The organism is Rheinheimera pacifica (assembly GCF_900108485.1).
Classification (GTDB): domain Bacteria; phylum Pseudomonadota; class Gammaproteobacteria; order Enterobacterales; family Alteromonadaceae; genus Alishewanella; species Alishewanella pacifica.
Map to the genome: position 1 here is coordinate 92,506 of NZ_FNXF01000008.1, position 25,412 is coordinate 117,917.

The following is a 25,412-nucleotide window of genomic DNA, read 5'->3' on the forward strand; positions in this document are numbered from 1 at the left end:
CCTGTTTTCTTAAGCGGGCGCAAATGCGCTTAAAAAAACAGGCAACAAAAAAGCGGCCGAAGCCGCCTTTGCCAAACCAGTGGGATTAACGCTTATTCAGCGGCTTAAAATCACGGGTGTTGTAGCCGGTGTATAACTGGCGTGGACGGCCGATTTTGTGGCCTTTCTCGCCCAGCATTTCGTCCCAGTGTGAAATCCAGCCCACAGTACGTGACATAGCAAAAATCACAGTGAACATACTGGTTGGAATACCGATAGCTTTTAAGATAATACCGCTGTAGAAATCGACGTTCGGGTACAGCTTTTTCTCAATAAAGTATGGGTCTGACAGCGCAATGCGCTCTAACTCCATCGCTACGTCTAGCAGTGGGTCTTTAACGTTCAGCTCTTTTAATACTTCATGGCAGGTGTCGCGCATTACCTTGGCCCGTGGGTCAAAGTTTTTATACACGCGATGGCCAAAGCCCATCAGACGGAAGCTGTCGTTTTTATCTTTTGCCCGTGCCACGAACTCAGGAATACGATCCACAGAGCCGATTTGCTGTAACATTTTCAGACAGGCTTCGTTAGCACCACCATGCGCAGGGCCCCATAAAGATGCTACACCAGCCGCGATACAGGCATAAGGGTTAGCACCTGATGAACCGGCTAAACGCACAGTAGAGGTAGAGGCATTTTGCTCGTGGTCGGCATGCAACATAAAGATGCGGTCCATGGCTTTAGCCAGGATAGGGCTGACTTTGTAATCTTCTGCCGGTACAGAGAACATCATATGCAGGAAGTTTTCTGAGTAGCTTAAATCGTTACGTGGGTATACGAAAGGCTGACCAACAGTGTATTTAAATGCCATCGCCGAAATAGTTGGCAACTTGGCAATTAAACGGTGCGCGCTGCGTTTACGTTGTTCAGGGTCGTTGATGTCCAAATCGGAGTGATAGAAAGACGACAGTGCGCCTACTACGCCACACAGCATCGCCATTGGGTGGGCATCAACACGGAAACCCTGGAAGAACGAAGCGATTTTTTCATGCACCATGGTGTGGCGCGTGATAGTGTTTTTAAATTGGTTATATTGCTCAGCCTGCGGTAATTCACCTTCTAATAACAGGTAGCACAGTTCAAGGTAATCTGAGTGTTCAGCCAACTGCTCAATAGGATAACCGCGGTGCAACAGCACGCCTTCATCGCCATCAATGTAGGTGATTTTGGATTCACATGAGCCGGTAGACATAAAACCCGGGTCAAAAGTGAAGTAACCATGCTGACCCAAGGCGCGAACATCAATTACGTCAGTGCCGGCGGTGCCAGAGTAAATTGGCAACTCGAACGATTTCCCATCGACCTGCACGACGGCCTTTTTATCTGCCATTGGATTTCTCCTGTTGTTGTAGTATCGGGTTAAAGGAATTTAGCAAATTGGTCGCTATTCTACCTGCAAACGACCCCTTAAAGTCAATTTTAATGCGTTTCTGCTTAATAAGTATTCGACTCTAGTATTATTGCTCTAGTCTGTAAAATGTGTAATGTTCCAAATACGGATTTTTTCGAGTAAAACCAAACAAAAATTGTAATACCGAGTCGCGAAATATATACTATTGCGGTTTTTAAACAGTTCACTCAGCAAGCACTTTTTGCTGATCTGGCAGGACTGATCCAGCTTGAGCAAAAAGGTGTATTGGTTTTGGGTGTTGACTGTTTATACAGCAATGACAACGACAATGACAACAAGAGCTCGATAATGGGCATCGATGGGCAAGCACTGTGAAAAAACAAAGACCAGTAAATCTCGACCTCTCTACCATATCGTTTCCGGCACCTGCCATAGCGTCAATTCTGCACCGTGTTACGGGCGTGGCATTGTTTTTTGCATTGGTATTCGTTATCTGGGCCTGGGCTTACTCGCTTCAGGATCAGCAGAGCTTTGACTATGTTAAAGCGCTGATGACGTCTCATCTGGCTAAATTCATTGCCTGGGGCACTATCACTGTTCTTATCTATCACCTGGTTGGCGGTATCCGCCATCTGATCATGGACATGGGACACTGGGAAGAGCTGAAATCCGGCAACTTAAGCGCAAAAGTGACAATAGTGCTGTGGGTAGTATTAGCAGTATTAGCAGGAGTATGGTTATGGTTTTAAACCAGGCAAGTCTGAAACGCGATGGCGTGCAGGATTATGTATCGCTGCGGGCAACAGCCATTGTGCTGGCGCTGTACAGTGTATTTATTCTCGGTTTCTTCCTTATTACGCCGGAAGTAACCTTTGATGTGTGGCAAGCCTTGTTTGCCAACACGCTGGTAAAAGTGTTTACCTTGTTAGCTTTAGTGTCTATTGCCGTGCACACCCGCATTGGTTTGTGGCAGGTACTGACTGACTATGTCAAATCAGCTGCTCTGCGCGCAGTATTGCAATTCTTCCTTTATGCGCTGGCTTTCGCTTATGTTGCGGTTGGCCTGTTTGTTTTGTGGGGTGCTTAAGTGAATATTCCAGTAAGAGAGTTTGACGCCATTGTAATTGGCGCTGGTGGTGCAGGTATGCGTGCTGCACTGCAAATTACGCAGTCTGGTTTAAGCTGCGCCTTATTATCTAAAGTGTTTCCAACCCGCTCGCACACGGTATCTGCTCAGGGCGGTATTACTGTAGCACTGGGTAACAGCCACCCGGATAACTGGGAATGGCACATGTTTGATACTGTTAAAGGTTCTGATTATATCGGTGACCAGGACGCTATCGAATATATGTGTAAAACCGGTCCGGAAGCGATTACCGAGCTGGAAAATATGGGCTTGCCTTTCTCGCGCTTTGAAAATGGCCGTGTGTATCAGCGACCGTTTGGTGGTCAGTCTAAAAATTTTGGTGGCGAACAAGCTGCCCGTACAGCCGCCGCTGCAGACCGCACCGGCCATGCTTTACTGCATCTGCTATATCAGCAAAACGTAAAAAATAAAACTCAGGTATTTTCTGAGTGGTATGCGCTTGATCTGGTGAAAAACCAGGACGGCGCTGTAGTAGGTTGTACTGCTATTGATATTGAAACCGGTGAAATCGTTTATTTCAAAGCCAAAGCAACGGTGTTGGCAACTGGTGGTGCTGGCCGTATTTATGCTTCTACTACCAATGCGCATATCAATACCGGTGACGGTGTAGGTATGGCCCTGCGTGCCGGTGTGCCGCTGCAGGATATGGAAATGTGGCAATTTCACCCAACCGGTATTGCCGGTGCCGGTACCCTCGTAACAGAAGGCTGTCGTGGTGAAGGCGGTTATCTGCTGAACAAAGACGGCGAGCGTTTTATGGAGCGTTATGCGCCAAACGCCAAAGATTTAGCCGGCCGTGATGTTGTAGCCCGTTCAATGATGACGGAAATCCGTGAAGGCCGTGGTTGCGATGGCCCATGGGGCGTGCATATCAAACTGAAGCTGGATCACTTAGGCGCTGAAGTATTAGAAAGCCGTTTACCTGGCGTGTGTGAGTTGTCAAAAACCTTTGCTCACGTTGACCCGGTAAAAGAACCTATTCCGGTAATTCCAACCTGCCATTATATGATGGGTGGTATTCCAACTAACGTACATGGTCAGGTGCTTAAACCTACTGCCGATGGCTTAGAGACTATCGTGGCAGGCTTATTTGCCTGTGGCGAAATCGCTTGTGTATCAGTACACGGCGCTAACCGTTTAGGCGGCAACTCACTGCTGGACTTAGTCGTATTTGGCCGTGCAACCGGCCTGCACTTGGGTGAAGCATTGGCGGCGACTTCTGAAGCCCGTGTGGCATCGCAATCAGACTTAGATGCTGCTTTAGCCCGCACGCAGCGCTGGGAAGATACTAAGCCTGGCCAGGGTGAAGACCCGGTGCAAATTAAGAAAGACCTGCAAAAATGTATGCAGCTGAATTTCTCGGTATTCCGTGAAGGTGCCGCCATGGCTGAAGGTTTGGCTGAGTTAAAAGAAATTCGCGAACGGTTAAAGTTTGCCCGTCTGGATGATAAGAGTTCAGACTTCAATACCCAGCGTATTGAATGTTTAGAGCTGGACAACCTGATGGAGACTGCGTTTTCAACTGCCGTAGCAGCGAATTTCCGTACCGAAAGCCGTGGCGCGCACGCGCGCTTTGACTTCCCGGAGCGTGATGATGAAAACTGGTTATGCCACAGTGTTTACACACCGGAAACCGAATCTATGTTTAAGCGTAAAGTGAATCTGGAACCTAAGTTCCGTGAATCCTTTGTGCCTAAAGCTCGTACGTACTAAGAGGGCACAGCGATGAAGAAGTTAGTTTTCTCAGTCTATCGTTACAACCCTGATGTCGACAAAGCGCCGCGCATGCAGGAATATACGCTGGACAACCCGGAAGGCCGGGACATGATGGTGCTGGATGCGCTGATCAAATTAAAAGAGCAAGACCCAAGTTTATCGTTCCGTCGCAGCTGCCGTGAAGGTGTGTGTGGCTCTGATGGTTTGAACATCAACGGTAAAAATGGTCTGGCCTGTATTACCCCTTTATCAGCTGCAGGCTTAAAAGGCGGTAAAATTGTTATTCGCCCGCTGCCGGGCTTACCGGTAGTGCGTGATCTGGTTGTCGACATGAGCCAGTTTTACACCCAGTACGAAAAAGTGAAGCCGTACTTAATCAACGACAGTAAGTTACCACCAGCGGGTGAGTATCTGCAGTCACCGGAAGAACGTGCTAAACTTGATGGCCTGTATGAGTGTATTCTGTGTGCATGTTGTTCAACCTCTTGCCCATCGTTTTGGTGGAACCCGGACAAGTTTATCGGCCCGGCCGGTTTACTGCATGCTTACCGTTTCCTGGCAGACAGCCGCGATACGGCAACAGAGCAACGCTTGAACGACTTGGATGATGCTTTCAGCGTATTCCGCTGCCACGGCATTATGAACTGCGTTAATGTTTGTCCGAAAGGTTTAAACCCAACCAAAGCAATTGGTGAAATTAAATCTATGTTGTTAAACCGGGCGCTGTAATGCGCCCTTTTTTGGTATGTGCGTGAAAGACAGCCAGGCTTGCATGCAAGCAGGCTGTTTTTTTGCTACTTTTTCCAGGTGCGCGGAAATTAAGGGAAACTAAATGCACGAAGGTGTAATGAAGGCGTGGTTAGAGTCTTCTCATCTTGGCGGCGGCAATATGGCCTACGTTGATGAGCTCTATGAATCCTACTTAGCTGAACCTACCAGCGTTGGTGACGAATGGCGGGAGTTTTTCGCCAAGTTGCCAAAACTTGACGGCGTCGATCTTGAAACCCGTCACTCTGATGTCAGGCAGCAATTTGCAGATTTGGCCCGTAATAAACACCGCGAAGTGGTGGTGGTCAATTCCGGTACAGCTGCGGACAGTCGTCAGGTTAAAGTATTGCAGCTGATTAACTCTTACCGCTTTCGCGGCCATCAGCAAGCTAACCTTGACCCGCTAGGCCTGTGGAAGCAATCACGTGTGCGTGATTTAGAGCTGTCTTACCACGACTTATCAGAAAGTGATTACGATACCGAGTTTAATGTTGGTTCCTTTGCCATTGGCAAAGAAACCATGAAACTGGGCGAATTGCACAAAGCACTGGAAAAAACCTACTGTGGTTCTATCGGTGCTGAGTATATGCACATTGTCTCTACCGATGAAAAACGCTGGATCCAACAGCGTTTAGAATCCATTCAGTCAGCACCTTCTTATGATAAAGCTGCCAAGACCCATATTTTAAATGGTCTGGTTGCTGCTGACGGTTTAGAGAAGTATTTGTCATCGAAATTCCCGGGTGCCAAACGCTTTGGCCTGGAAGGTGGCGATGCCATGATCCCGATGCTGAAGGCCATGATCCACCGCGCCGGTGAGCAGGGTGCTAAAGACTGCGTTATTGGTATGGCGCACCGTGGCCGTTTAAACACCTTAATTAACGTACTGGGTAAAAACCCGTCAAAATTGTTTGATGAGTTTGCCGGTAAGTATGAAGTAGTGGGCGCCGGTGATGTGAAATACCATATGGGTTTCTCATCTGATTTTGAAACCAAAGGCGGCAATGTGCATTTGGCGCTGGCGTTTAACCCGTCGCACCTGGAAATTGTAAACCCGGTGGTGATGGGCTCAGTACGCGCACGTTTAGACCGTCGTGGTTGTACCGACGGCTCACTGGCATTGCCAATCACTATTCACGGTGATTCAGCCTTTGCCGGCCAGGGTGTGGTAGCTGAAACCTTTAATATTTCGCAAACCCGCGCCTTTAAAGTGGGCGGTACCATCCGTTTAGTCATTAATAACCAGGTTGGTTTTACTACATCTAAACAGGAAGATACCCGCTCGACGGAATACTGTACTGACATCGCTAAAATGGTACAGGCGCCGATTTTCCATGTAAATGGTGATGATCCTGAAGCCGTAGTGTTTGTAGCGCAGCTGGCAGTAGATTACCGTAATACCTTTAAGCGTGATGTGGTAATTGACCTGGTATGTTACCGCCGTAATGGCCATAACGAAGCGGATGAGCCAAATGCAACGCAGCCGTTGATGTACCAGAAAATTAAAAAACACCCAACGCCACGTGAAATTTATGCACAAAAGCTGGTAGCTGAAGGCTTATTCAGCACTGAGCAAATCAGTGAGATGACTGAGCAGTACCGCAACGCGCTGGATAAAGGCGATTGCGTGGTGGAAGAGTGGCGGCCAATGACCGAAACGTCAGTTGACTGGACTCCGTTCTTGGGCCATGACTGGGATGCCACTTATGATGCCAGCGTATCGGTAGAAAAACTGGTAGAGCTGGGCAAAAAGGCGACCAGCATTCCACAATCGCATACCTTGCAACGTCAGGTTGGCCGTGTGTATGAAGACCGTGCCTTAATGCTCTCTGGTGAGAAAAAAATCGACTGGGGCTTTGCTGAAATTCTGGCCTATGCCTCAACTGTTGCCGAGGGCAGCCGTATCCGTATTGTGGGACAGGACTCGGGCCGTGGTACTTTCTTCCATCGCCACGCGGTATTGCACAACCAAACGGATGGCAGCACCCATACGCCACTGGAACATATCAGTGAGCAACAAGGCCCGTTCCAGGTATATGATTCTGCGTTGTCAGAAGAAGCCGTATTGGCGTTTGAATACGGTTATGCCACGGCAGAGCCACGGGCAATGGTTATTTGGGAAGGCCAGTTTGGTGATTTTGCCAACGGTGCTCAGGTGGTAATTGACCAGTTCTTAAGCTCAGGCGAGCAAAAGTGGGGCCGCTTGTGTGGCTTAACCTTACTGTTGCCGCACGGCTACGAAGGCCAGGGCCCGGAGCATTCTTCAGCCCGTCTGGAGCGCTTCCTGCAATTATGTGCTGATCACAATATGCAGGTTTGTATCCCGACTACGCCGGCGCAGGTATTTAATATGTTACGCCGTCAGATGGTACGGCCAATGCGTCGTCCGCTAATTGTTATGTCGCCCAAATCATTGCTGCGCCACCCTCTGGCAACTTCTACGCTGGAAGAGCTGGCCGCTGGCAAGTTCCACAACGTAATTGGCGAGATAGATGATATTAAACCAGCTGATGTGAAGCGTGTGGTGTTCTGTAGCGGTAAGGTGTACTACGAATTACTGGAAGAGCGTCGCAAGCGCGAACAAAAAGATGTGGCTATAGTCCGTGTTGAACAGCTGTACCCATTCCCACATGACGAAATGGCAGAAGTATTAAGCCAGTATCAGCATGTGACTGACTTCGTCTGGTGTCAGGAAGAGCCGCAGAATCAGGGCGCCTGGTATTGCAGCCAGCACCATTTCCGTGCTGCTATTCCTAAAGCGGGTTATCTCACTTACGCCGGCCGCGATGCTTCATCGTCGCCTGCGGTAGGTTATCTGTCGGTGCATAACAAGCAGCAACAGGCGCTGGTTAACGACGCTTTGACTATTAAATAATTGATTGTCCGGCCTGTATAACGGGCCGGTTAAACGAAATAAGACCAACCGGTAAAAGGTGAAAAAGTGGAAATTAAAGTACCCGTACTTCCAGAATCCGTTGCAGATGCAACCATCGCCACCTGGCACGTTAAAGCAGGCGAAGCCGTAACACGTGATCAGGTATTAGTTGATATTGAAACCGACAAAGTGGTACTTGAAGTTGTTGCTCAGGCCGATGGCGTAATGGGCGAAATCATTCATGACACTGGTGCTACCGTAACTGCTGAAGAAGTTATTGGTAAAATGGAAGCCGGTGGTGCACCAGCGGCGAAAAAAGATGACGCCCCAGCGAAGAAAGACGATGCCAAAGCTGATGCCGCGCCTGCTACAGGTTCAGACGACAGTAATGATGATGCTCTAAGCCCGTCTGTGCGTCGCATGATTGCTGAAAAAGGCTTAGACGCCAGCAAAATTAAAGGCACTGGCAAAAATGGCCGTGTGACTAAAGAAGACGTAGAAAAGTTTGTCGCCGGTGCCCCAGCGAAAACTGCAGCGCCAGCTGCCTCTGCCCCAACTGCAGTAGCGGGTGATCGTAGCCAGAAACGTGTGCCTATGACACGTTTACGCAAAACCATCGCTAACCGTCTGCTGGAAGCAAAAAATTCAACCGCCATGTTAACGACGTTTAACGAAGTGAACATGAAGCCAATTATGGATCTGCGTAAACAATACCAGGACGTGTTTGAGAAGCGTCACGGTATCCGTTTAGGCTTTATGTCGTTCTATGTTAAAGCGGTAACTGAAGCGCTGAAGCGTTTCCCTGAAGTAAATGCTGCTATTGACGGCGATGACATTGTGTATCACAACTACTTTGACGTCAGCATTGCGGTGTCTACGCCACGTGGCCTGGTAACACCGGTATTACGTGATTGCGATAAAATGAATCTGGCTGAAATTGAAAAAGCCATCAAAGACTTAGCGTTAAAAGGCCGTGACGGCAAGCTGTCTATGGACGACTTAACCGGCGGTAACTTCACTATCACTAACGGTGGTGTATTTGGCTCGCTGATGTCTACACCGATTATCAACCCGCCACAATCTGCTATTCTGGGCATGCACAAAATCCAGGATCGCGTAATGGTAGTCGATGGCAAGATGGAAATTCTGCCAATGATGTATCTGGCGCTGTCTTACGACCACCGTATTATCGACGGTAAAGAGTCTGTAGGCTTCCTGGTAACCATTAAAGAATTACTTGAAGATCCAACCCGTATCCTGCTGGATATCTGATTATTCGGCAAAAGTAAGCAAAAATGCTGTTGTTTTTTGACAACAGCATTTTTTATCGAACCGGTTGGCACTATAATATGCGCCGATCAAAGTCAGGCTGTACTAAACAGTGCAGCTTTCATATTCAAATGAACGGAAAATAGCCATGAATTTGCACGAGTATCAGGGTAAGCAACTGTTTGCCCAATATGGTTTGCCTGTATCTAAAGGCATTGCCGCAGCTACAGTTGAAGAAGCGGTAGCAGCTGCAGATAAAATCGGCGGCGATATGTTTGTTGTTAAAGCCCAGGTTCACGCTGGCGGCCGCGGTAAAGCGGGCGGCGTAAAGCTGGTTAAGAGCAAAGAAGATATCAAAGCTTTCGCAGAAAAATGGCTTGGCAAGAACCTGGTGACTTACCAAACTGACGAAAAAGGTCAGCCGGTTAGCCGTATCCTGGTTGAACCTTGTACAGATATCGCTAAAGAACTGTACTTAGGTGCAGTAGTAGATCGCTCTTCACGTCGTATCGTGTTTATGGCCTCTACTGAAGGTGGCGTGGAAATTGAAACCGTAGCCCACGAAACACCAGAAAAAATTCTGAAAGCAGCAATCGACCCATTGGTAGGCGCTCAGCCATTCCAGGGCCGTGAGTTAGCATTCAAATTAGGCCTGGAAGGCAAGCAAATTAACCAGTTCGTAAAAATCTTTATGGGCCTGGCTAAACTGTTCCAGGAAAAAGATCTGGCTCTGTTAGAAGTAAACCCACTGGTTATTACTCCTGCCGGCGATCTGCACTGCTTAGATGCCAAACTGGTTATCGATGGTAATGCACTGTACCGTCACCCTGAATTGAAAGAAATGCAGGACCCATCACAAGAAGATCCACGTGAAGCACATGCTGCTTCATGGGAATTGAACTATGTAGCTTTAGGTGGCGACATCGGCTGTATGGTTAACGGTGCAGGTTTAGCTATGGGTACTATGGACATCGTTAAATTACACGGTGGCCAACCAGCTAACTTCCTGGACGTTGGCGGCGGCGCAACCAAAGAGCGCGTAGTTGAAGCGTTCAAAATTATCCTGTCTGATACTGCAGTTAAAGCGGTATTCATCAACATTTTCGGCGGTATCGTACGTTGCGATATGATTGCTGAAGGTGTTATTGGCGCAGTAAAAGAAGTTGGCGTTAAAGTGCCTGTGGTTGTACGTCTGCAAGGTAATAATGCAGAGCTGGGTGCTAAAGTGCTGTCTGAAAGCGGCCTGAATATTATCGCTGACACAGACCTGACTAGCGCTGCCAAGCAAGTAGTTGCTGCAGCGGCTAAGGCATAAGGGGTTATCAATGAGCGTTTTAATTAATAAAGATACCAAAGTAATTTGTCAGGGCTTCACGGGTGCTCAGGGTACTTTTCACTCTGAACAAGCCATTGCCTACGGCACTAAAATGGTTGGTGGTGTGACTCCGGGTAAAGGCGGTCAAACTCACTTAGGTTTACCAGTATTCAATACTGTAAAAGAAGCCGTAGAAGCGACTGGTGCAGAAGCATCAGTGATCTACGTACCAGCTGCTTTTTGTAAAGACTCTATCCTGGAAGCGGCAAACGGTGGCATCAAGCTGATCGTATGTATTACTGAAGGCATTCCTACACTGGATATGCTGGACGCTAAAGTACGTTGTGACGAATTAGGCGTACGCTTAATTGGCCCTAACTGTCCGGGCGTTATCACGCCAGGCGAATGTAAAATTGGTATTATGCCAGGCCACATTCACTTGCCGGGTAAAGTAGGTATTGTTTCACGTTCAGGTACTCTGACCTATGAAGCAGTAAAACAAACTACCGATTACGGTTTCGGCCAGTCTACCTGTGTTGGTATCGGTGGCGACCCAATCCCAGGTTCTAACTTCATCGACATCCTGAAATTATTCCAGGACGATCCACAAACTGAAGCCATCGTTATGATCGGTGAAATCGGTGGTTCAGCTGAAGAAGAAGCGGCTGCTTATATCAAGCAACACGTGACTAAGCCAGTTGTGTCTTACATCGCCGGTGTTACTGCACCAGCTGGTAAGCGCATGGGCCACGCAGGCGCTATCATCTCTGGTGGTAAAGGTACAGCTGACGAGAAGTTCGCTGCGCTGGAAGACGCCGGTGTTAAAACTGTTAAGAGCTTAGCCGATATCGGTAAAGCACTGAAAGAATTGACCGGCTGGTAACAGCTGTTGATTTAGCTTATAAAAACCCGCTTATGTAGCGGGTTTTTTTATCTCTGCTGATTTAGATTAAGGAGGGGTTATGTACAACATTTACGGCGCGGCAGGTTCAGGCTCGGTAGCCGTTGAAGCCACACTTGAGCTGATTGGTGCACCCTATCAGGTGCTGGTAGAGGCGCCAACCTGGGAAGGAGAGCACCAACGCAACAAAGTGGCGGCGGTAAACCCAATGCGGCAGTTGCCGGTGTTAATAACACCGCAAGAGCAGGTGATAACCGAAAGTGCCGCCATTTTATTATGGCTAACCGAGCAACATCCTGAAGCGGCACTGGCACCATTACCCGGCACGGCAACACGAGCACAGTTTTTGCGTTGGATGAGCTTTATTCCGGCTGCGATATATTCCATGTATTGGGTACGGGACGAGCCTGAACGGTTGATGGGGCCAAACACCGCATTATATCCGCAGTTGCAGCAACGTACCGCAGAGCGTATAGCCTATTGCTGGCAGGTCATGGACCGCCAACTGACACCAGGTTGTTTTCTGCTCGGGGATCAGCTGAGCGTGCTGGATATCTATGTCGCCGTGGCCAGTCGCTGGACACCCGGACGCAAACGTTTTTACAGCGAAGCGCCCGCTATGGCAAAGGTTGTTAAACAGGTAGATGCTTTGTCGGCATTACAGACTTTCTGGCGTAAACGCTTTCCGTTTAGCGACGGCTGGGAAGGTTGAATAATCTGTAAGGTCGCTGCATAGCCTTTTTACTGATTTCGGTGTACGGTGCCGGTAATGGTAATCTAAGTAGAGCGGCAAGATGAAAGTAGGGGTATTTCCGGGCAAGTTTTTACCACCGCACCGCGGCCATATTACCGCGATACTGCGCGCCCATGCTTTGTGTGACAAGCTGTATGTGGTGATCAGTAAGCGTACGCAGGAAGATGGGCAACTGTGTAAAAGCGCCGGTATTGCTTATATCAGTGGTGTATTGCGCCAGCGCTGGTTATCGCAGGAATTACAGGGGCTGGGTATCGAGGTGCTGCTGCAAAATGAAGATGCGATGGCGCCTTTCCCACAAGGCTGGGGCGCTTACGCCTCGCTGCTTAAACAAACTGTGCCACAGCCTTTTGGCGTGATTTATGGCGGTGAAGAAAGTTACCGCGAAGGCCACTGCCGGTATTTTCCTGGTATTGAATATAAAGTGCTGGACCCACAGCGTACCCAATGGCCCATTAGCGGCACAGAAATTCGTAATCACCCGTATTTGCACTGGGACTATATCGCCGGCTCTGCCAGGCCATTTTTCGCCCGTAAGGTGCTGATCACCGGGCCGGAGTCTTGCGGTAAAACTACGCTGACACGCAAATTGGCCAAAGTGTATTGCACGTCTTGGTCAGAAGAGCTGGGCCGTGATTATCAGCATGATGTTGTTGGCGGCAATGGTGACTTATTTGATCTGGAAGATTTTAACCGCATAACGCATTTGCAGTACGAGCAGGATTTAACCGCCTTACGTAGCGCCAACAAGGTCTGCTTTTTTGATACCGATGCCGTCGTTACGGCATTTTTCAGCCAGGTATTTTTAGGCCAGGTGGCCAGCAGGGTAGAAAGTTTTATTGATCCAGCCAAGTACGATCTGGTGATCGCGCTTAAACCCACAGTGCCATGGGTAGCCGATGGTATGCGCGAGCTCGGCGATCAGGCTACCCGCGAATTGAGTTTTGATCAGTTGATGGCGCTGTACCAAAGCTACGGTTTTGATGTTAGTAACTTTTGCGCGATTGATGCGCCAGACTACTATCAACGCCTTGAAGACTGTATCGCGGCAGTTGAAAAGTCGCTTTATGACAATGCTGGATCAGCGATATAAAATAAATCCCCCGCCTGACATTGTTTTAAGGTTACTTTAAGTATTCCCGTACAGACTGGTTACAACGGTAAAACAGGAGCCCGTTATGACCAGTCTTATGCACAGCGCCAAACTCAGCGGTAGTACAAGCGTCAACAACGTCGTAACTGAGCCCGGCGAAAGTTGCTTACAGTTAGTGTTACCTGATCAGCCACAACGCAGTTCATTGCAGCAATTTATTCAACAAGGTTTTGCTACTAACTATCAGGCTAAAGTGCAGCATTTTATGCCTAATTTATTAGGTGTAAGCCGCAATGGTGAGTGGCAGGCCGTATTGGGATTGCGCAGTGCTGCTAAAACTCCGTTGTTTATTGAGCAATACTTGCCCGATGCCGTAGAGCAATTACTTGCCACTCACGGTTTGTCTGCTGAGCGTCGCCAGCTGATAGAAATTGGCCATTTGTATGCGTCAAACCCGCAAAGCTTATTACAACTCTTCGTACTGATGGCTTATGCGCTGGACCAGTTAAATTACCGCTATTTATTATGTGCCGCCACGACACAGGTACGCGGTATTTTAAGCCGCCATGGCATTGAGCTGACCGAATTGGCTGAGGCAAAAGCGGATGCTTTAGGTGAACAGGCGGCGAGTTGGGGAACCTACTACGACACCAATCCAAAAGTGTGCGTGATGGATTTAGCCGCCGTGACCCGGCTTATTCATCGCGAAGAGAAGCTCACTGCTTTAGCGCATCAGCACTGGCCGCAGTTACATCAGTTAGTTGCCCGTTTGCCGGAAGGAGATTGCTAATGCGTATTGAATTACCCGTGACGGCTATGCTGCGCGATCTGGCAACGGGGATAAGTTACCCGCAAGCCCAGATCAAAAAACAGATGCGCTTCTGGCAGGAACTATTATCAGGCTATGGTGCGCGGCGTATTGCGTTGGCTGCCAATAGCTCAGCGCAGTGGGCGCTGCTAGATTTAGCCTGTCTGGATGCAGATTTATTATTGGTGCCACTGCCAACTTATTTGACTGGTAGCCAACTGACGCACGTGATGTCGCAGTTGCAGCCAGATATTTATATTTCAGATACTGAGCAACTGACAGCCGAATTTACCCTGTTGGAACAAGTCGGTGATTTATTAATGTATCGCCGTGAATTAGCCGGCTCTGGTGCAGCTATTACACCGGGTTGTCAAAAAATCACCTTTACTTCAGGTTCAACCGGACAGCCAAAAGGTGTGTGTTTATCGGCAAAAAGTCAGCTTGATGTGGCGCACAGCCTTATTGAACGTATTAAACAACCTTCACCTAAACACCTGTGTTTATTGCCTTTAAGTACGCTATTGGAAAACATCGCAGGTATTTATGCGCCATTGTTAGCGGGTGGCGAGGTGCTGATTGCACCGGATTTAATGCGCGGTTTTAACGGGAGCCAGTTGGTTAGCCCACAGGCTTTACTTCAGCTTATAACTAGCGTAGCACCCAAAAGTCTGATTTTAGTACCGGAATTACTGCAACTGCTGGTGATGGCGAGAACTCAGGGCTGGCAAGCTCCGCCGTCACTGCAATTTATCGCTGTAGGAGGTGCTCATGTTTCTGTTGCGCTACTGCTGCAGGCGTCACGGCTTGGATTGCCCGTGTTCCAGGGCTATGGCTTAAGTGAATGTGCATCTGTGGTCGCGCTATCAGGTTTTGATGCCCGGCAAAGTACCGCCTTGGAACTCGAATTAGTCGGTTTGCCGTTAGCGCATCGTGATATCGAGATTATCGATGGCGAAATTGTCGTAAACCAACCTTTTTTGGGCTATTTGGGCGATGCAGCCTCTGCTGGCAATAAGGTTTTTACCGGTGATTTAGGCGAGCTGAATGCAAAAGGGCAGTTACGCATTCTGGGGCGGCGTAAAAACTTACTTATTTCCAGCCTGGGCCGAAATATTTCACCGGAATGGCCTGAAGCCTTGCTTACACAAAGCGGTTTAATTCGCCAGGCGGTGTTGGTTGGCGATGCCAAGCCTTACTGTGCGGCACTTTTATACCTTGCTGATCCCAAGTCGGCAGCGTTGTTGCCTGCCTATCTGCAGCAGGTGAACCTGCAACTACCAGACTATGCGCAAATAAAAGCTTATCACCTGCTAACCCAGCCTTTATCTGTGGCAGATGGCACCTTAACAGCCAATGGCCGGCCGCGCCGTGCTGAGGTGGTTAAAAAATACCAACGTCAAATTCATGATTTATTTGTACCTACTACAGCAATTGGAGAGTCCTATGAGTTTTTATCAAACGTTGGTTAACGCAACGCAAGCAGAGCGGGCTTATTTGCTGGACGCTCCGATGATCCGCCGCACTTTTGCCGGCGACTTTACGCTGGATCATTATGTGGCTTTTTTAACCCAGGCTTATCACCATGTTAAACACACAGTACCACTGTTAATGTCGGTTGGTGCTTTACTGCCAGAATCAAAAGAATGGTTACGCGAAGCTGTGGCTGAATATATTGAAGAAGAGCTGGGTCATCAGGAATGGGTACTAGATGACATAGCCGCCTGTGGTTATGACAAAGAGCAGGCCCGTACCAGCACGCCGGCTTTTGCCACTGAGCTGATGGTGTCTTATGCCTATGATTCAGTGCGCCGGGTTAATCCATTGTGTTTTTTTGGCATGGTACTGGTGCTTGAAGGCACTTCCATCGCATTAGCTGAGCAAGCGGCCGCCAAAATTGCCGCTACTTTGCAGCTGCCACGTAAAGCTTTTACCTATTTAAACTCACACGGTGCTTTAGATCAGGACCATATAAAGTTTTTCAAAAGCCTGATGGATAAAATTACTGAACCGGCTGATCAGGCTCTGATTATTCACAGTGCCAAACGCTTTTTTCACTTATACGGCGATGTATTCCGTAGTCTGGAACAGCCTCACGGCCTGAGCATAAAAATGCAGGCAGAGGAGTGCGTAGCATGAACTTTTTAGCCGGTAAAACGGTGCTGCTCACCGGTGCAACCGGTGGAATAGGTGCTGAAGTGGCCAGAAAGTTAAGCGCTGCAGGGGCCAGGCTTATTCTGACCGGGCGCTCTGCGACAAAATTAAAAGTGTTACAACACCAACTGGCAGTTGAACCCCTGATGTATTGCTGCGACTTAACCAGTACGGCCGAGCAACAAGACTTACTGCAGTTTTGCCAGCAGCACGGCGGTATAGATGTGCTGATTAATAATGCCGGTATCAGCCAGTTTGGTTTATGCCAGCAACAGCAGTTCAATGATCTGATCAGCATTAATTTACTGGTACCTATGCAGCTTTGTCAGCTGTTCTTACCGGTGTTACGCCAGCGTAAGGGCCAGATAGTTAATGTGGGCTCAGCCTTTGGCAGCATCGGCCACCCCGGCTTTACCGGCTATTGCGCCACTAAATTTGGCTTACGCGGTTTTACGGAAGCCTTGCAGCGTGAACTGGCGGGCAGCGATATTCAGGTGAAGTATTTTGCGCCAAGAGCCACAGAAACCAGTATTAATTCCAGCGATGTAGTGCAGCTGAACCAACAGCTTGGCAATAGCATGGATAGCCCGGTTTGGGTGGCTGAAGAGCTGATTAAACAACTGAAGTCCAACGAGCTACGCCGTTTTCTTGGCTGGCCTGAACGAATTTTTGTCCGTCTGAATGGGGTTTTTCCGGCACTGGTAGATATGGCTTTAAAAAGTAAATTAACAGTAATCGAATTATTTGCCGAGGGCAAAAACCATTAGCGAGGTAACTATGAGCACAATGACGCAAGCTTTTTATAAAATGGCACAGTTGCTGGCGGTAGCCTCGGCGTTATTGCTGACCGCTGCAGCTGAGGCCGATGTCCTGCAGGATATTAAACCCCTGCAGGACCGCTGGGCAGAAGTAAATTACGGCATAAGTGACGAGCAAAAAGAACACGCGTTTTCTCTACTGCTGGAGCAAGCTAATGCTGTTGTGGCCGCTAACCCTGATAAGGCGGAAGCACTGATCTGGCGTGGTATTATTAAATCCAGTTATGCCGGTGCTAAAGGTGGTTTGGGCGCGGTGTCGCTTGCCGAGGGGGCAAAAACTGATCTGGAAGCGGCATTGCAATTGGATAGCCAGGCGTTACAAGGTTCGGCTTATACCAGTTTAGGCGTGTTGTATTATAAAGTGCCGGGCTGGCCTATTAGTTTTGGCAGTGATAAAACAGCAAAACTGATGCTGGAAAAGGCTTTAACTGTTAATCCACAAGGTATTGATCCTAATTATTTTTATGCAGAATTTTTAACGCAAAAGCGCGACTATAAAGCGGCCTTGAGCTACATTGAAAAGGCCAGGCAGGCACCGCCCCGCCCGGAGCGTCAGACTGCCGATCAGGGCCGGTTGCAGGAGCTTGCTGCACTGGAAGCAAAAGTGGTTAAAAAACTAAAACGTTAAACGGCAGCTTCAAGTACGAAGGCTGGAGAGGCAATGAGACTGTTACTGGTAGAAGACGATTTAGATTTAGCCAAAGGTTTGCTGCTGGCGTTATCCGCTCAGGGTTTTGTGGTTAATCATGTCAGTACAGGTAAGCATGCGTTAAGCAGCATTAAAGCCAAAGATTGCGACGCGGTGATCCTCGATCTGGGCCTGCCGGATATGGACGGCCTGGATTTACTCAAACAAAGCCGGCAGAGAGAGGGCAATCTGCCGGTGTTGGTACTTACCGCCCGAGATGGTATCGACGATCGTATTCGGGGCCTGGATTTAGGCGCTGATGATTATCTGGTAAAACCTTTCGCAATGCCGGAGCTTTTCGCCCGTTTGCGGGTGATAGAGCGGCGTCTTGGCACAGCGGCCACGCATTTAATTAAGCTGCAGCAGGTAGAACTGGATACCAGCGCGCATCTGGTACGGGTAGAAGATGAAGCTGTTAGCTTATCGCGCCGCGAGTTTATGCTGCTCAAAGAGTTGATGGAATCAGCCGGGCGGATAAAGACCCGCGAACAACTGGAAGCCAGCCTGTATGCCTGGGGGGAGGAAGTGGCCAGTAATGCACTAGAAGTGCATATTTCCAATTTACGCAAAAAACTACCGAAAGATTTTATTAAAACGTTACGTGGTGTGGGCTATAGCGTGAGCGTGGGATGAACCTGCTATGAGTTCACTTCGCCGCTATTTAGTGACTGTCCTTATTGCGCTTTTTACTTTAATCAGTTTTTTAGCCGCTTTACAAAGCTACAGGCAAAGTGCCAGTAGGGCTGAGGCGTTGTTTGATCAGGATTTACAAGTGCTGGCGTCCAGTCTGGCGCAGCAATATCAGGCTGGCTCGCAGCAAGAGTTGGGGCTGGCACTGCAGGTTTGGCAAAACAATCAATTGGTGTACCGCAGCCCTTTAGCTCCTGAAACGCCCATGTCAGAAACCGCGGGTTTTAGCGAGCATAATTTTGCTGGCAAAAGATGGCGGGTGTTTCACCAAACGCCAACAGCATTGCTGACTGTGATAGTGGCCCAGCCACTGCAGCAACGCCAGCAACTGGCGGATGAAGTGATTACCGCATCAATTTATCCTGTGGTACTTAGCTTACCGCTACAGGCATTACTGATTTGGCTGGTGGTGAGCAAAGCACTGTCGCCAATTAAACGCTTTTCTGCTCAGCTAGCGTCAAAAAAAGCCAATGACTTAACACCGGTAGAGCTGGAGCAGGTACCTGCTGAATTAGACCAGATGCTGAAAACCACCAATCTGCTATTTACCCGGTTAGCGGAGGCTTTTGAAAGGGAAAAACGCTTTGCCTCTGATGTTGCTCATGAGCTGCGTACACCTTTGAGTGTATTGCAGGTGAATTTACATAATGCCTCACAGCAATGGCAGCAATCGGGTATTGCTGATCCGCAAGGTTCTATGCTGGCGTTACGGGCCGGTGTTGAACGTATGAGTGCCCTGATAGAACAAATTATGCTGTTAAACCGCACTAACCCGGAACATTTTCAGGCCCGTACCGAACAACTGGATTTAGCCGGCTTATGCCGCCAGGTAGTTGCCGACTGGTACCCACAGATTGAGAAAAAGCAGCAACAGATTGAGCTTATTGGGCTTGAGCACTTATCGCTAAAAGGCGATGCTTTTGCGTTACGGTTGCTAGTCAGTAACCTGGTAGGCAACGCCAGTAAATACACCCAGGCCGGTGGTGCTATTCAACTGGAGCTAACGACCCATGCCGAAAAAGCGGTACTGACGGTGCAGGATAACGGCCCTGGTATAGCGCCAGAAGAATACAGCAGGGTATTCGATCGGTTCTACCGGGTAGGTGGTGACAGGCATCAATCGGGCACTTTGGGTTCTGGTTTAGGTTTGGCTATAGTGCGCGATATCGTTAATTTGCATCAGGGCCAGGTGCGCCTTGGTGCCTCAGATTCTCTCAGCGGCTTAAAAGTGACAGTGGAACTGCCTTTGTGAAATTAAACAGGATAAAGGGAATACCCTGGCAACATCTTGCATTAATGAGTCTGGCTTTGCCTGTGCTGGCAGAGCCCGCGCTATTTGAATTGCAGATTAGAGATCACTTGTTTCACCCGTCGGTGCTTTATGTGCCGGCCGGTGAAAAAATAAAACTGCTGGTGTTAAACCAGGACCCATCACCTGAGGAATTTGAAAGCTTTAGCTTAAATCGGGAAAAGGTCATTTTAGGCAATAGCAAAGCGACTTTGTTTATAGGGCCACTGCAACCTGGCCAATACCATTTTTTTGGCGAATATAATTCCGACAGTGCCCAGGGGGTGCTGATAGCACTACCCGAAGAGCAGTGGCAACAGCGTAGGGCCGACAATGCTAATTAATACCGTGCTGATGTTTTTACGCGAGTTGTTGCCACTGTTTTTACTGTTGGCTACTTTGCTGGTGTGGCACAGAAGCCGGTGGCAGCGGTTTATTCTGCTGTTTTCTTTTCCAGCCGTGCTGATGTTGGCACTTTTTAGCAGCAATATGCTGTGGATCTCTGAGCAACTTGATGGCTTTGGGCTGGAGTTATTGTACAGCCTGTTATACACCGGCTGCTTTGTACTACTGTGTATGGCTACCGCTAAGCGCGCTGTTGCAATGCAGTTGTCGGCCTTTGCCTGTGCCTGTTTGCTTAGTATTAATGGCAGCAACTTACTACTGTATATCTGGTTGCCCACTCAGGGCAATACCGACCCGTCTGCTTTACTTTTGGGTATGGCCTTAGGTGTAGGTATTGGCAGCAGTATTGCCGTGCTTTGGTACTACCTGCTAACCGAGTTACAACAATGGCGTATGCTCAGTTACAGGCTGCTTCTGTCGCTACTTGGAGTTCGCCAGCTGATGATGGCATCAGCGTTGCTTATTCAATCCGACTGGCTGCCCGCAGGCCCACAGTTATGGCAAACCGGACAATGGCTGCCGGAGCAATCTGAGTTAGGTTTCTTTTTGCAGGCTTTAATGGGGTATGAAGCCACCCCGGTTTTATCGCAAGGCCTGGCATATACTGCTGGCCTGGGGCTATTGCTCTGGTGTAGTCGCAACCTGCAAAATAATATAAGGAGTGCGCAATGAGGTTTTCCCCTTCAGTGTTTTATGCGGTCTCTGGTGCTCTGATGTTGCTGGTAAGCGGGCATAGCCTGGCCGATGGCCGGGTAGTAGACAAGGTATATCATCCTTATGTGCAGGCGTTGGAACGCGGTGTTGAGTACCGCTACTTTTATCAGCGCCAGGCTGATCACCCCGACAACAACACTATGGGGCAAAAGCTGGGTTATGGTTTTTCGGTAGCTGAGCGCGCCGCACTGGAAATTTATCTGGTAGCTGACAGAGTAAGCCCTGAAGATTATAAGCTGTCTGGCTATGAGCTGGAGCTGCGCTGGATGCTGACAGAACAAGGCCAGTATAGTGCCGACTGGGGCATGTTGTTTGAACTGGAGCGGCAAAACAACCAGGATAATTATGAGTTTACTACCGGGCTTTTAATGGAAAAAGAGTTTGGCCCCACCAGCCTGACACTAAATATGCTGGCTGTGTATGAATGGGGTAAAACGCTCAATTCAGAGTGGGAGGCTGAATTCAGGGCGCAGTACCGTTACCGTTGGCGGCCTGCCATACAACCGGCTATTGAACTGTATGTCGGTGAAAATTACAAAGGCGCAGGCCCAAGCTTAATGGGCGTGCATAAGTTTGATAAGCAAAAACAGTTAAAATGGGAGTTGGCAGTAATTATGGCGATTGATAACGATACGGTTGATCGTACTTTACGTTTTGCGCTGGAGTATGAGTTTTAAAACAATCTCTTAGAGAGTTAAAATCTTAAGGCTCTCTTAAGTTTTCACTTCTATGCTGGCCTTTAAATATTTTCTGAGGCTGGTTCATGTCTGCAATAAAAACTATAAAAGCGCCTGTTTTCTCCTCATGGTTTTGCCTTGGTCCTTACCGTTATTTAATCCGTACTGCGGTGCTTGGGTTAGTGTTGCTTAGTCTGAGCCGCTTGGCTTTAGTGCTATGGCAATATGATAGAGTAGAGCAAACTGGTTTGCTGTGGCAGGTATTATTGCAAGGTGTCAGGGCTGACATTATTATGATGGGCTTGTTGCTGCTGGTGCCTGTGCTGCTTATTCCACTGGCTTCAGTTCGCGCTATGGGTAACCTCTGGTTTCAGTTTAGTTATTTGTGGTGCCTTGGCGCTTTGGTGCTATTGGTATTTATGGAACTGGCGTCACCGGCCTTTATTTTGCAATATGATGTGCGGCCAAACCGGCTTTTTGTGGAGTACCTGAAGTACCCCAAAGAAGTGTTGTCAACGTTATGGTTTGGTTTTCGTTTATCTTTAGTTCTGGGCATTATTGCGACAGTCACTCTGGCCTGGTTGATACGGCGTGTATTTCTGCTGGGGCAATGCAGTTTAAAGCAGTGGTCTGCTGTTAAAACTATGGGTATGTGGGCTCTGGCGGTGTTGCTGCTTCTTGCCGGTATCCGCTCTACTACTGATCATCGGCCTGCTAATCCTGCAATTTTTGCAATTACTGCCGATGCTATGGTCAACTCGTTGGTTTTAAATTCTGCTTATTCAGTACTTTATGCCATTTATAATTTAAAGCATGAAGCACATTCTAGCGAAATCTATGGCCGCTTGCCTACAGAGCAGATGCTGAAGTTGAGTCTGGACTGGCCCTGGTTAAAGACTTATCAGTTTAGCAATCCGGATTACCCGACAGTACACTGGCAACAAGCCACGGTAAAACGTGCTAAGCCGCTGAATCTGGTTATTGTGCTGCAAGAAAGTATGGGGGCCACTTTTGTGCAATCTTTAGGTGGCGAAGCCGTAACACCTGAGCTGGATAAGCTGAAACAGCAGGGATTATGGTTTGAGAATTTATATGCAACAGGCACCCGATCAGTGCGCGGTATTGAAGCAGTTGTAGCGGGGTTTCCACCCACACCTGCGCAAAGCACAGTGAAATTATCCAACAGTCAGCAACACTTTACTACTCTTGCATCAATTCTAAAAGCTCAGGGCTATCACACCCAGTTTATCTATGGCGGCGAAGCGCATTTTGATAATATGCGCAGCTTTTTTACCGGTAACGGAATGCAGCAAATTGTAGATCAAAGCCAAATGGCTAACCCTGTATTTACTGGTAGTTGGGGAGTCAGCGATGAAGACTTATTTAATACGGCACACCAACAATTAACCGCTCTACATCAGCAAAATCAACCGTTTTTCAGCCTGATTTTTACTTCCAGTAATCACGAGCCTTTTGAGTTTCCCGATGGCCGTATAACGTTGCACGAAGCTCCAAAATATACAGTAAATAATGCGGTGAAATACGCTGATTGGGCAATGGGCCAGTTTTTCCGGCAGGCACAACAAAGTGACTATTGGCAGGATACAGTGTTTTTAATTGTTGCCGATCATGATAACAGGGTATACGGCGATAGCCTGATCCCTGTAGATAAATTTCATATCCCCGGGTTAATTTTAGGACCTGGCATCCAAGCCGAAAAGCTACAAATGTTGGCCAGCCAGATTGATTTAGCACCCACCTTGTTGTCCATGATAGGCGTATCCAGTTGTCATACCATGACAGGACGGGATTTTACTCTGGATAAAACCAGCCCCGGCCGGGCTTTGTTACAGTTTGGGGATTATTTTGCTCTGATGCAGGGCGACAAACTGGTGATCCTCAAGCCTGACGGAAAAAGTGTAGAAGCCACGTATCGATTCCGGCAACAAAAGCTCAGTATAAGCGGGCGGGCAGTTTCTCAGGCAGATAAAAATACAGCGTTGGCTTTGGTGCAATTACCATCCTACTTATATCGGGAACAGAAAAATGCCAGCACGGCGCTTTGTTCCCCATCGTTACCAGTAAACTGATCTGCGGTGGAATTCTCTACCGTTACCTACTACCTGTGTTTATTTTAATTCAACCAGAATAATTAGACCTGGCAGGCGGTAGTCAGAAGCATTTCTGCTGTTATAATGCCGCCATATTTCAGTAATTTTAGCCAGTGCAGCCGCGCTGGTTTTTCAGATAGGGATTTGAATTTTATGGCGGACGTTGAACATCGCCCAACTAATTTTATTCGTCAGATCATTGATACTGATTTAGCCTCCGGTAAACACAGTGCTGTGCAAACCCGGTTTCCGCCTGAACCCAATGGTTACTTACACATTGGCCATGCTAAATCTATCTGCCTGAATTTTGGTATTGCCCAGGATTATCAGGGTAAATGCAACCTGCGGTTTGATGATACTAACCCGGAAAAAGAAAACGTCGAGTTTGTGAATTCCATTTCGCACGACGTGAACTGGCTGGGCTTTCAGTGGGATGGCGCTGTACGTTATTCTTCAGATTACTTTGATACATTATATGGCTATGCAGTTGAATTAATTAACAAAGGCCTGGCTTATGTTTGCTTTTTAAATGGCGAACAAATGCGTGAGTACCGTGGCAATTTAACCCAACCGGGTAAACCCAGCCCGACACGGGATACCAGCCCGGCGGAAAACCTGGCGCTGTTTGAAAAAATGCGGGCCGGTGGTTTTAAAGAGGGCGAGTGTTCGCTGCGCGCCAAAATTGATATGACATCCAGCTTTATGGTTATGCGCGACCCGGTAATTTACCGCGTTAAGTTTGCCCATCACCATCAAACCGGTGACAAGTGGTGCATTTACCCGATGTACGACTTCACCCACTGTATTTCTGATGCGCTGGAGGGGGTTACACACTCACTGTGTACACTGGAGTTTCAGGATAACCGCCGTTTATATGACTGGATTTTGGATAACATTACTATTGCCTGTCACCCGCAGCAGATTGAGTTTTCACGCTTAAATCTGGAATTTGCAGTAATGAGCAAACGTAAACTGCAAACGCTGGTAGAAAAAAACGTTGTATCCGGTTGGGACGACCCACGTATGCCAACCATTGCTGGTTTACGCCGTCGTGGTTACACGCCAGCGGCTATTCGTGAGTTTGCCAAACGCATCGGGGTTACCAAGCAAGACAATGTAATTGAAATGAGCGCACTGGAAGCCTGTATCCGCGAAGATTTAGATGCAGCTGCACCACGTGCTATGGCGGTGCTTGATCCGCTGAAAGTAACTATTACTAACTTTCCGGCCGATGGCGTTGAGTGGGTTGAGGCGCCAAATCATCCGAAAGATGAAACCATGGGCAGCCGCAAACTGCCGTTTGGACCGGTAGTGTATATCGACCGTGCCGATTTTCGCGAAGAGGCCAACAAGAAGTATAAACGCCTGGTATTAAACGGCGATGTTCGTTTGCGTAATGCCTATGTGATCCATGCTGATGAAATGGTAAAAGACAGCGAAGGTAATATTGTTGAATTAAAATGCAGTTACTTACCGGAAACCCTGGGTGAAAACCCGGCTGATGGGCGTAAAGTACGCGGCGTAATTCATTGGGTTGAAGCTAAACACGCAGTGCCAGCTGAGTTTCGTGTATATGACCGGTTGTTCAGCGTGGCTAACCCGGCAGCAGAAGACGACTTCCTGCAGGTGATTAATGCGCAGTCGTTAGTGATTAAACAAGGTTTGGTGGAGCCATCACTAAAAACGGCTAAAGCAGAGCAGGCCTATCAGTTTGAGCGTGAAGGCTATTACTGTGCAGATAATAAAGACAGCAATCCTAACAAGCTGGTATTTAACCGTACCGTAGGGCTGCGGGACAGTTGGGGTAAAGAAGAGGAATAATTCTCTTCAGTCA

The 25,412-nt window shown here is 48.3% G+C and carries 23 protein-coding genes; 22 read left to right on the forward strand and 1 reads right to left on the reverse strand.

What is annotated here, in order from left to right:
- Nucleotides 1–85: 85 nt before the first annotated feature.
- Nucleotides 86–1,369 carry a citrate synthase gene (locus BLW68_RS11735; protein ID WP_092793484.1) on the reverse strand — a complete coding sequence of 428 codons (1,284 nt, stop codon included), beginning with the start codon at nucleotides 1,367–1,369 and terminating at the stop codon, nucleotides 86–88.
- 392 nt (nucleotides 1,370–1,761) lie between these two features.
- Between BLW68_RS11735 and sdhC the strand changes: the two genes are divergently transcribed.
- The 22 genes from sdhC to glnS all read left to right on the forward strand — a co-directional run bounded on the left by sdhC (nucleotide 1,762) and on the right by glnS (nucleotide 25,399).
- The gene (gene sdhC, locus BLW68_RS11740) at nucleotides 1,762–2,139 is read left to right on the forward strand and encodes a succinate dehydrogenase, cytochrome b556 subunit (RefSeq protein WP_082694707.1); all 378 of its coding nucleotides are present in this window, start codon (nucleotides 1,762–1,764) and stop codon (nucleotides 2,137–2,139) included.
- The gene (sdhD, locus tag BLW68_RS11745) at nucleotides 2,130–2,477 is read left to right on the forward strand and encodes a succinate dehydrogenase, hydrophobic membrane anchor protein (RefSeq protein WP_092793486.1); all 348 of its coding nucleotides are present in this window, start codon (nucleotides 2,130–2,132) and stop codon (nucleotides 2,475–2,477) included. The genes sdhC and sdhD overlap by 10 nt, the downstream gene beginning before the upstream one ends.
- Complete coding sequence (sdhA, locus tag BLW68_RS11750) at nucleotides 2,478–4,250, forward strand: succinate dehydrogenase flavoprotein subunit (RefSeq protein WP_092793488.1); 1,773 nt, start codon at nucleotides 2,478–2,480, stop codon at nucleotides 4,248–4,250. It abuts the gene before it with no gap.
- Between the two features lie 12 nt (nucleotides 4,251–4,262).
- The gene (locus tag BLW68_RS11755) at nucleotides 4,263–4,982 is read left to right on the forward strand and encodes a succinate dehydrogenase iron-sulfur subunit (RefSeq protein WP_092793490.1); all 720 of its coding nucleotides are present in this window, start codon (nucleotides 4,263–4,265) and stop codon (nucleotides 4,980–4,982) included.
- Between the two features lie 103 nt (nucleotides 4,983–5,085).
- Complete coding sequence (locus BLW68_RS11760) at nucleotides 5,086–7,896, forward strand: 2-oxoglutarate dehydrogenase E1 component (protein WP_092793492.1); 2,811 nt, start codon at nucleotides 5,086–5,088, stop codon at nucleotides 7,894–7,896.
- Between the two features lie 66 nt (nucleotides 7,897–7,962).
- The gene (odhB, locus tag BLW68_RS11765; RefSeq protein WP_092793495.1) at nucleotides 7,963–9,168 is read left to right on the forward strand and encodes a 2-oxoglutarate dehydrogenase complex dihydrolipoyllysine-residue succinyltransferase; all 1,206 of its coding nucleotides are present in this window, start codon (nucleotides 7,963–7,965) and stop codon (nucleotides 9,166–9,168) included.
- A gap of 145 nt (nucleotides 9,169–9,313) precedes the next feature.
- Nucleotides 9,314–10,480 carry an ADP-forming succinate--CoA ligase subunit beta gene (gene sucC / locus BLW68_RS11770; protein WP_068231452.1) on the forward strand — a complete coding sequence of 389 codons (1,167 nt, stop codon included), beginning with the start codon at nucleotides 9,314–9,316 and terminating at the stop codon, nucleotides 10,478–10,480.
- A gap of 10 nt (nucleotides 10,481–10,490) precedes the next feature.
- Nucleotides 10,491–11,363: a succinate--CoA ligase subunit alpha gene (gene sucD / locus BLW68_RS11775; protein WP_008899439.1), complete on the forward strand. Its 873-nt coding sequence runs from the start codon at nucleotides 10,491–10,493 to the stop codon at nucleotides 11,361–11,363.
- A 79-nt stretch (nucleotides 11,364–11,442) separates the two neighbouring features.
- Nucleotides 11,443–12,093: a glutathione S-transferase family protein gene (locus tag BLW68_RS11780; RefSeq protein WP_092793497.1), complete on the forward strand. Its 651-nt coding sequence runs from the start codon at nucleotides 11,443–11,445 to the stop codon at nucleotides 12,091–12,093.
- An 82-nt stretch (nucleotides 12,094–12,175) separates the two neighbouring features.
- The gene (nadR, locus tag BLW68_RS11785) at nucleotides 12,176–13,228 is read left to right on the forward strand and encodes a multifunctional transcriptional regulator/nicotinamide-nucleotide adenylyltransferase/ribosylnicotinamide kinase NadR (RefSeq protein WP_092793499.1); all 1,053 of its coding nucleotides are present in this window, start codon (nucleotides 12,176–12,178) and stop codon (nucleotides 13,226–13,228) included.
- Between the two features lie 85 nt (nucleotides 13,229–13,313).
- Nucleotides 13,314–14,018, forward strand: a complete 705-nt coding sequence (locus tag BLW68_RS11790; RefSeq protein WP_092793501.1) for a thermostable hemolysin — start codon at nucleotides 13,314–13,316, stop codon at nucleotides 14,016–14,018.
- Nucleotides 14,018–15,505, forward strand: a complete 1,488-nt coding sequence (locus BLW68_RS11795) for an AMP-binding protein (RefSeq protein ID WP_092793503.1) — start codon at nucleotides 14,018–14,020, stop codon at nucleotides 15,503–15,505. Before BLW68_RS11790 ends, BLW68_RS11795 begins: the two co-directional genes overlap by 1 nt.
- Nucleotides 15,480–16,172, forward strand: coding sequence for an iron-containing redox enzyme family protein (locus BLW68_RS11800; RefSeq protein ID WP_092793504.1), 693 nt, complete (start codon nucleotides 15,480–15,482; stop codon nucleotides 16,170–16,172). Before BLW68_RS11795 ends, BLW68_RS11800 begins: the two co-directional genes overlap by 26 nt.
- A complete protein-coding gene (locus tag BLW68_RS11805; protein WP_092793505.1) occupies nucleotides 16,169–16,954 on the forward strand; it encodes an SDR family oxidoreductase in 786 nt (261 codons plus the stop codon). Before BLW68_RS11800 ends, BLW68_RS11805 begins: the two co-directional genes overlap by 4 nt.
- Before the next feature lie 10 nt (nucleotides 16,955–16,964).
- On the forward strand, nucleotides 16,965–17,633 hold the full coding sequence (locus BLW68_RS11810; protein WP_245728326.1) for a tetratricopeptide repeat protein: 669 nt from the start codon (nucleotides 16,965–16,967) through the stop codon (nucleotides 17,631–17,633).
- A gap of 33 nt (nucleotides 17,634–17,666) precedes the next feature.
- Entirely contained in the window at nucleotides 17,667–18,326 is a 660-nt protein-coding gene (locus tag BLW68_RS11815; RefSeq protein WP_092793506.1) for a response regulator, read from the forward strand.
- A 7-nt stretch (nucleotides 18,327–18,333) separates the two neighbouring features.
- Entirely contained in the window at nucleotides 18,334–19,635 is a 1,302-nt protein-coding gene (locus BLW68_RS11820; RefSeq protein ID WP_092793507.1) for an ATP-binding protein, read from the forward strand.
- Nucleotides 19,636–19,679: 44 nt separating this feature from the next.
- Entirely contained in the window at nucleotides 19,680–20,015 is a 336-nt protein-coding gene (locus tag BLW68_RS11825) for a cupredoxin domain-containing protein (protein WP_092793508.1), read from the forward strand.
- Nucleotides 20,005–20,748, forward strand: coding sequence for a hypothetical protein (locus BLW68_RS11830; protein ID WP_092793509.1), 744 nt, complete (start codon nucleotides 20,005–20,007; stop codon nucleotides 20,746–20,748). The genes BLW68_RS11825 and BLW68_RS11830 overlap by 11 nt, the downstream gene beginning before the upstream one ends.
- Nucleotides 20,745–21,467 carry a hypothetical protein gene (locus BLW68_RS11835; RefSeq protein ID WP_092793510.1) on the forward strand — a complete coding sequence of 241 codons (723 nt, stop codon included), beginning with the start codon at nucleotides 20,745–20,747 and terminating at the stop codon, nucleotides 21,465–21,467. Before BLW68_RS11830 ends, BLW68_RS11835 begins: the two co-directional genes overlap by 4 nt.
- An 86-nt stretch (nucleotides 21,468–21,553) precedes the next feature.
- Nucleotides 21,554–23,557 carry an LTA synthase family protein gene (locus BLW68_RS11840; protein WP_092793511.1) on the forward strand — a complete coding sequence of 668 codons (2,004 nt, stop codon included), beginning with the start codon at nucleotides 21,554–21,556 and terminating at the stop codon, nucleotides 23,555–23,557.
- Between the two features lie 174 nt (nucleotides 23,558–23,731).
- Nucleotides 23,732–25,399 carry a glutamine--tRNA ligase gene (gene glnS, locus BLW68_RS11845; protein WP_092793629.1) on the forward strand — a complete coding sequence of 556 codons (1,668 nt, stop codon included), beginning with the start codon at nucleotides 23,732–23,734 and terminating at the stop codon, nucleotides 25,397–25,399.
- Nucleotides 25,400–25,412: the final 13 nt, after the last annotated feature.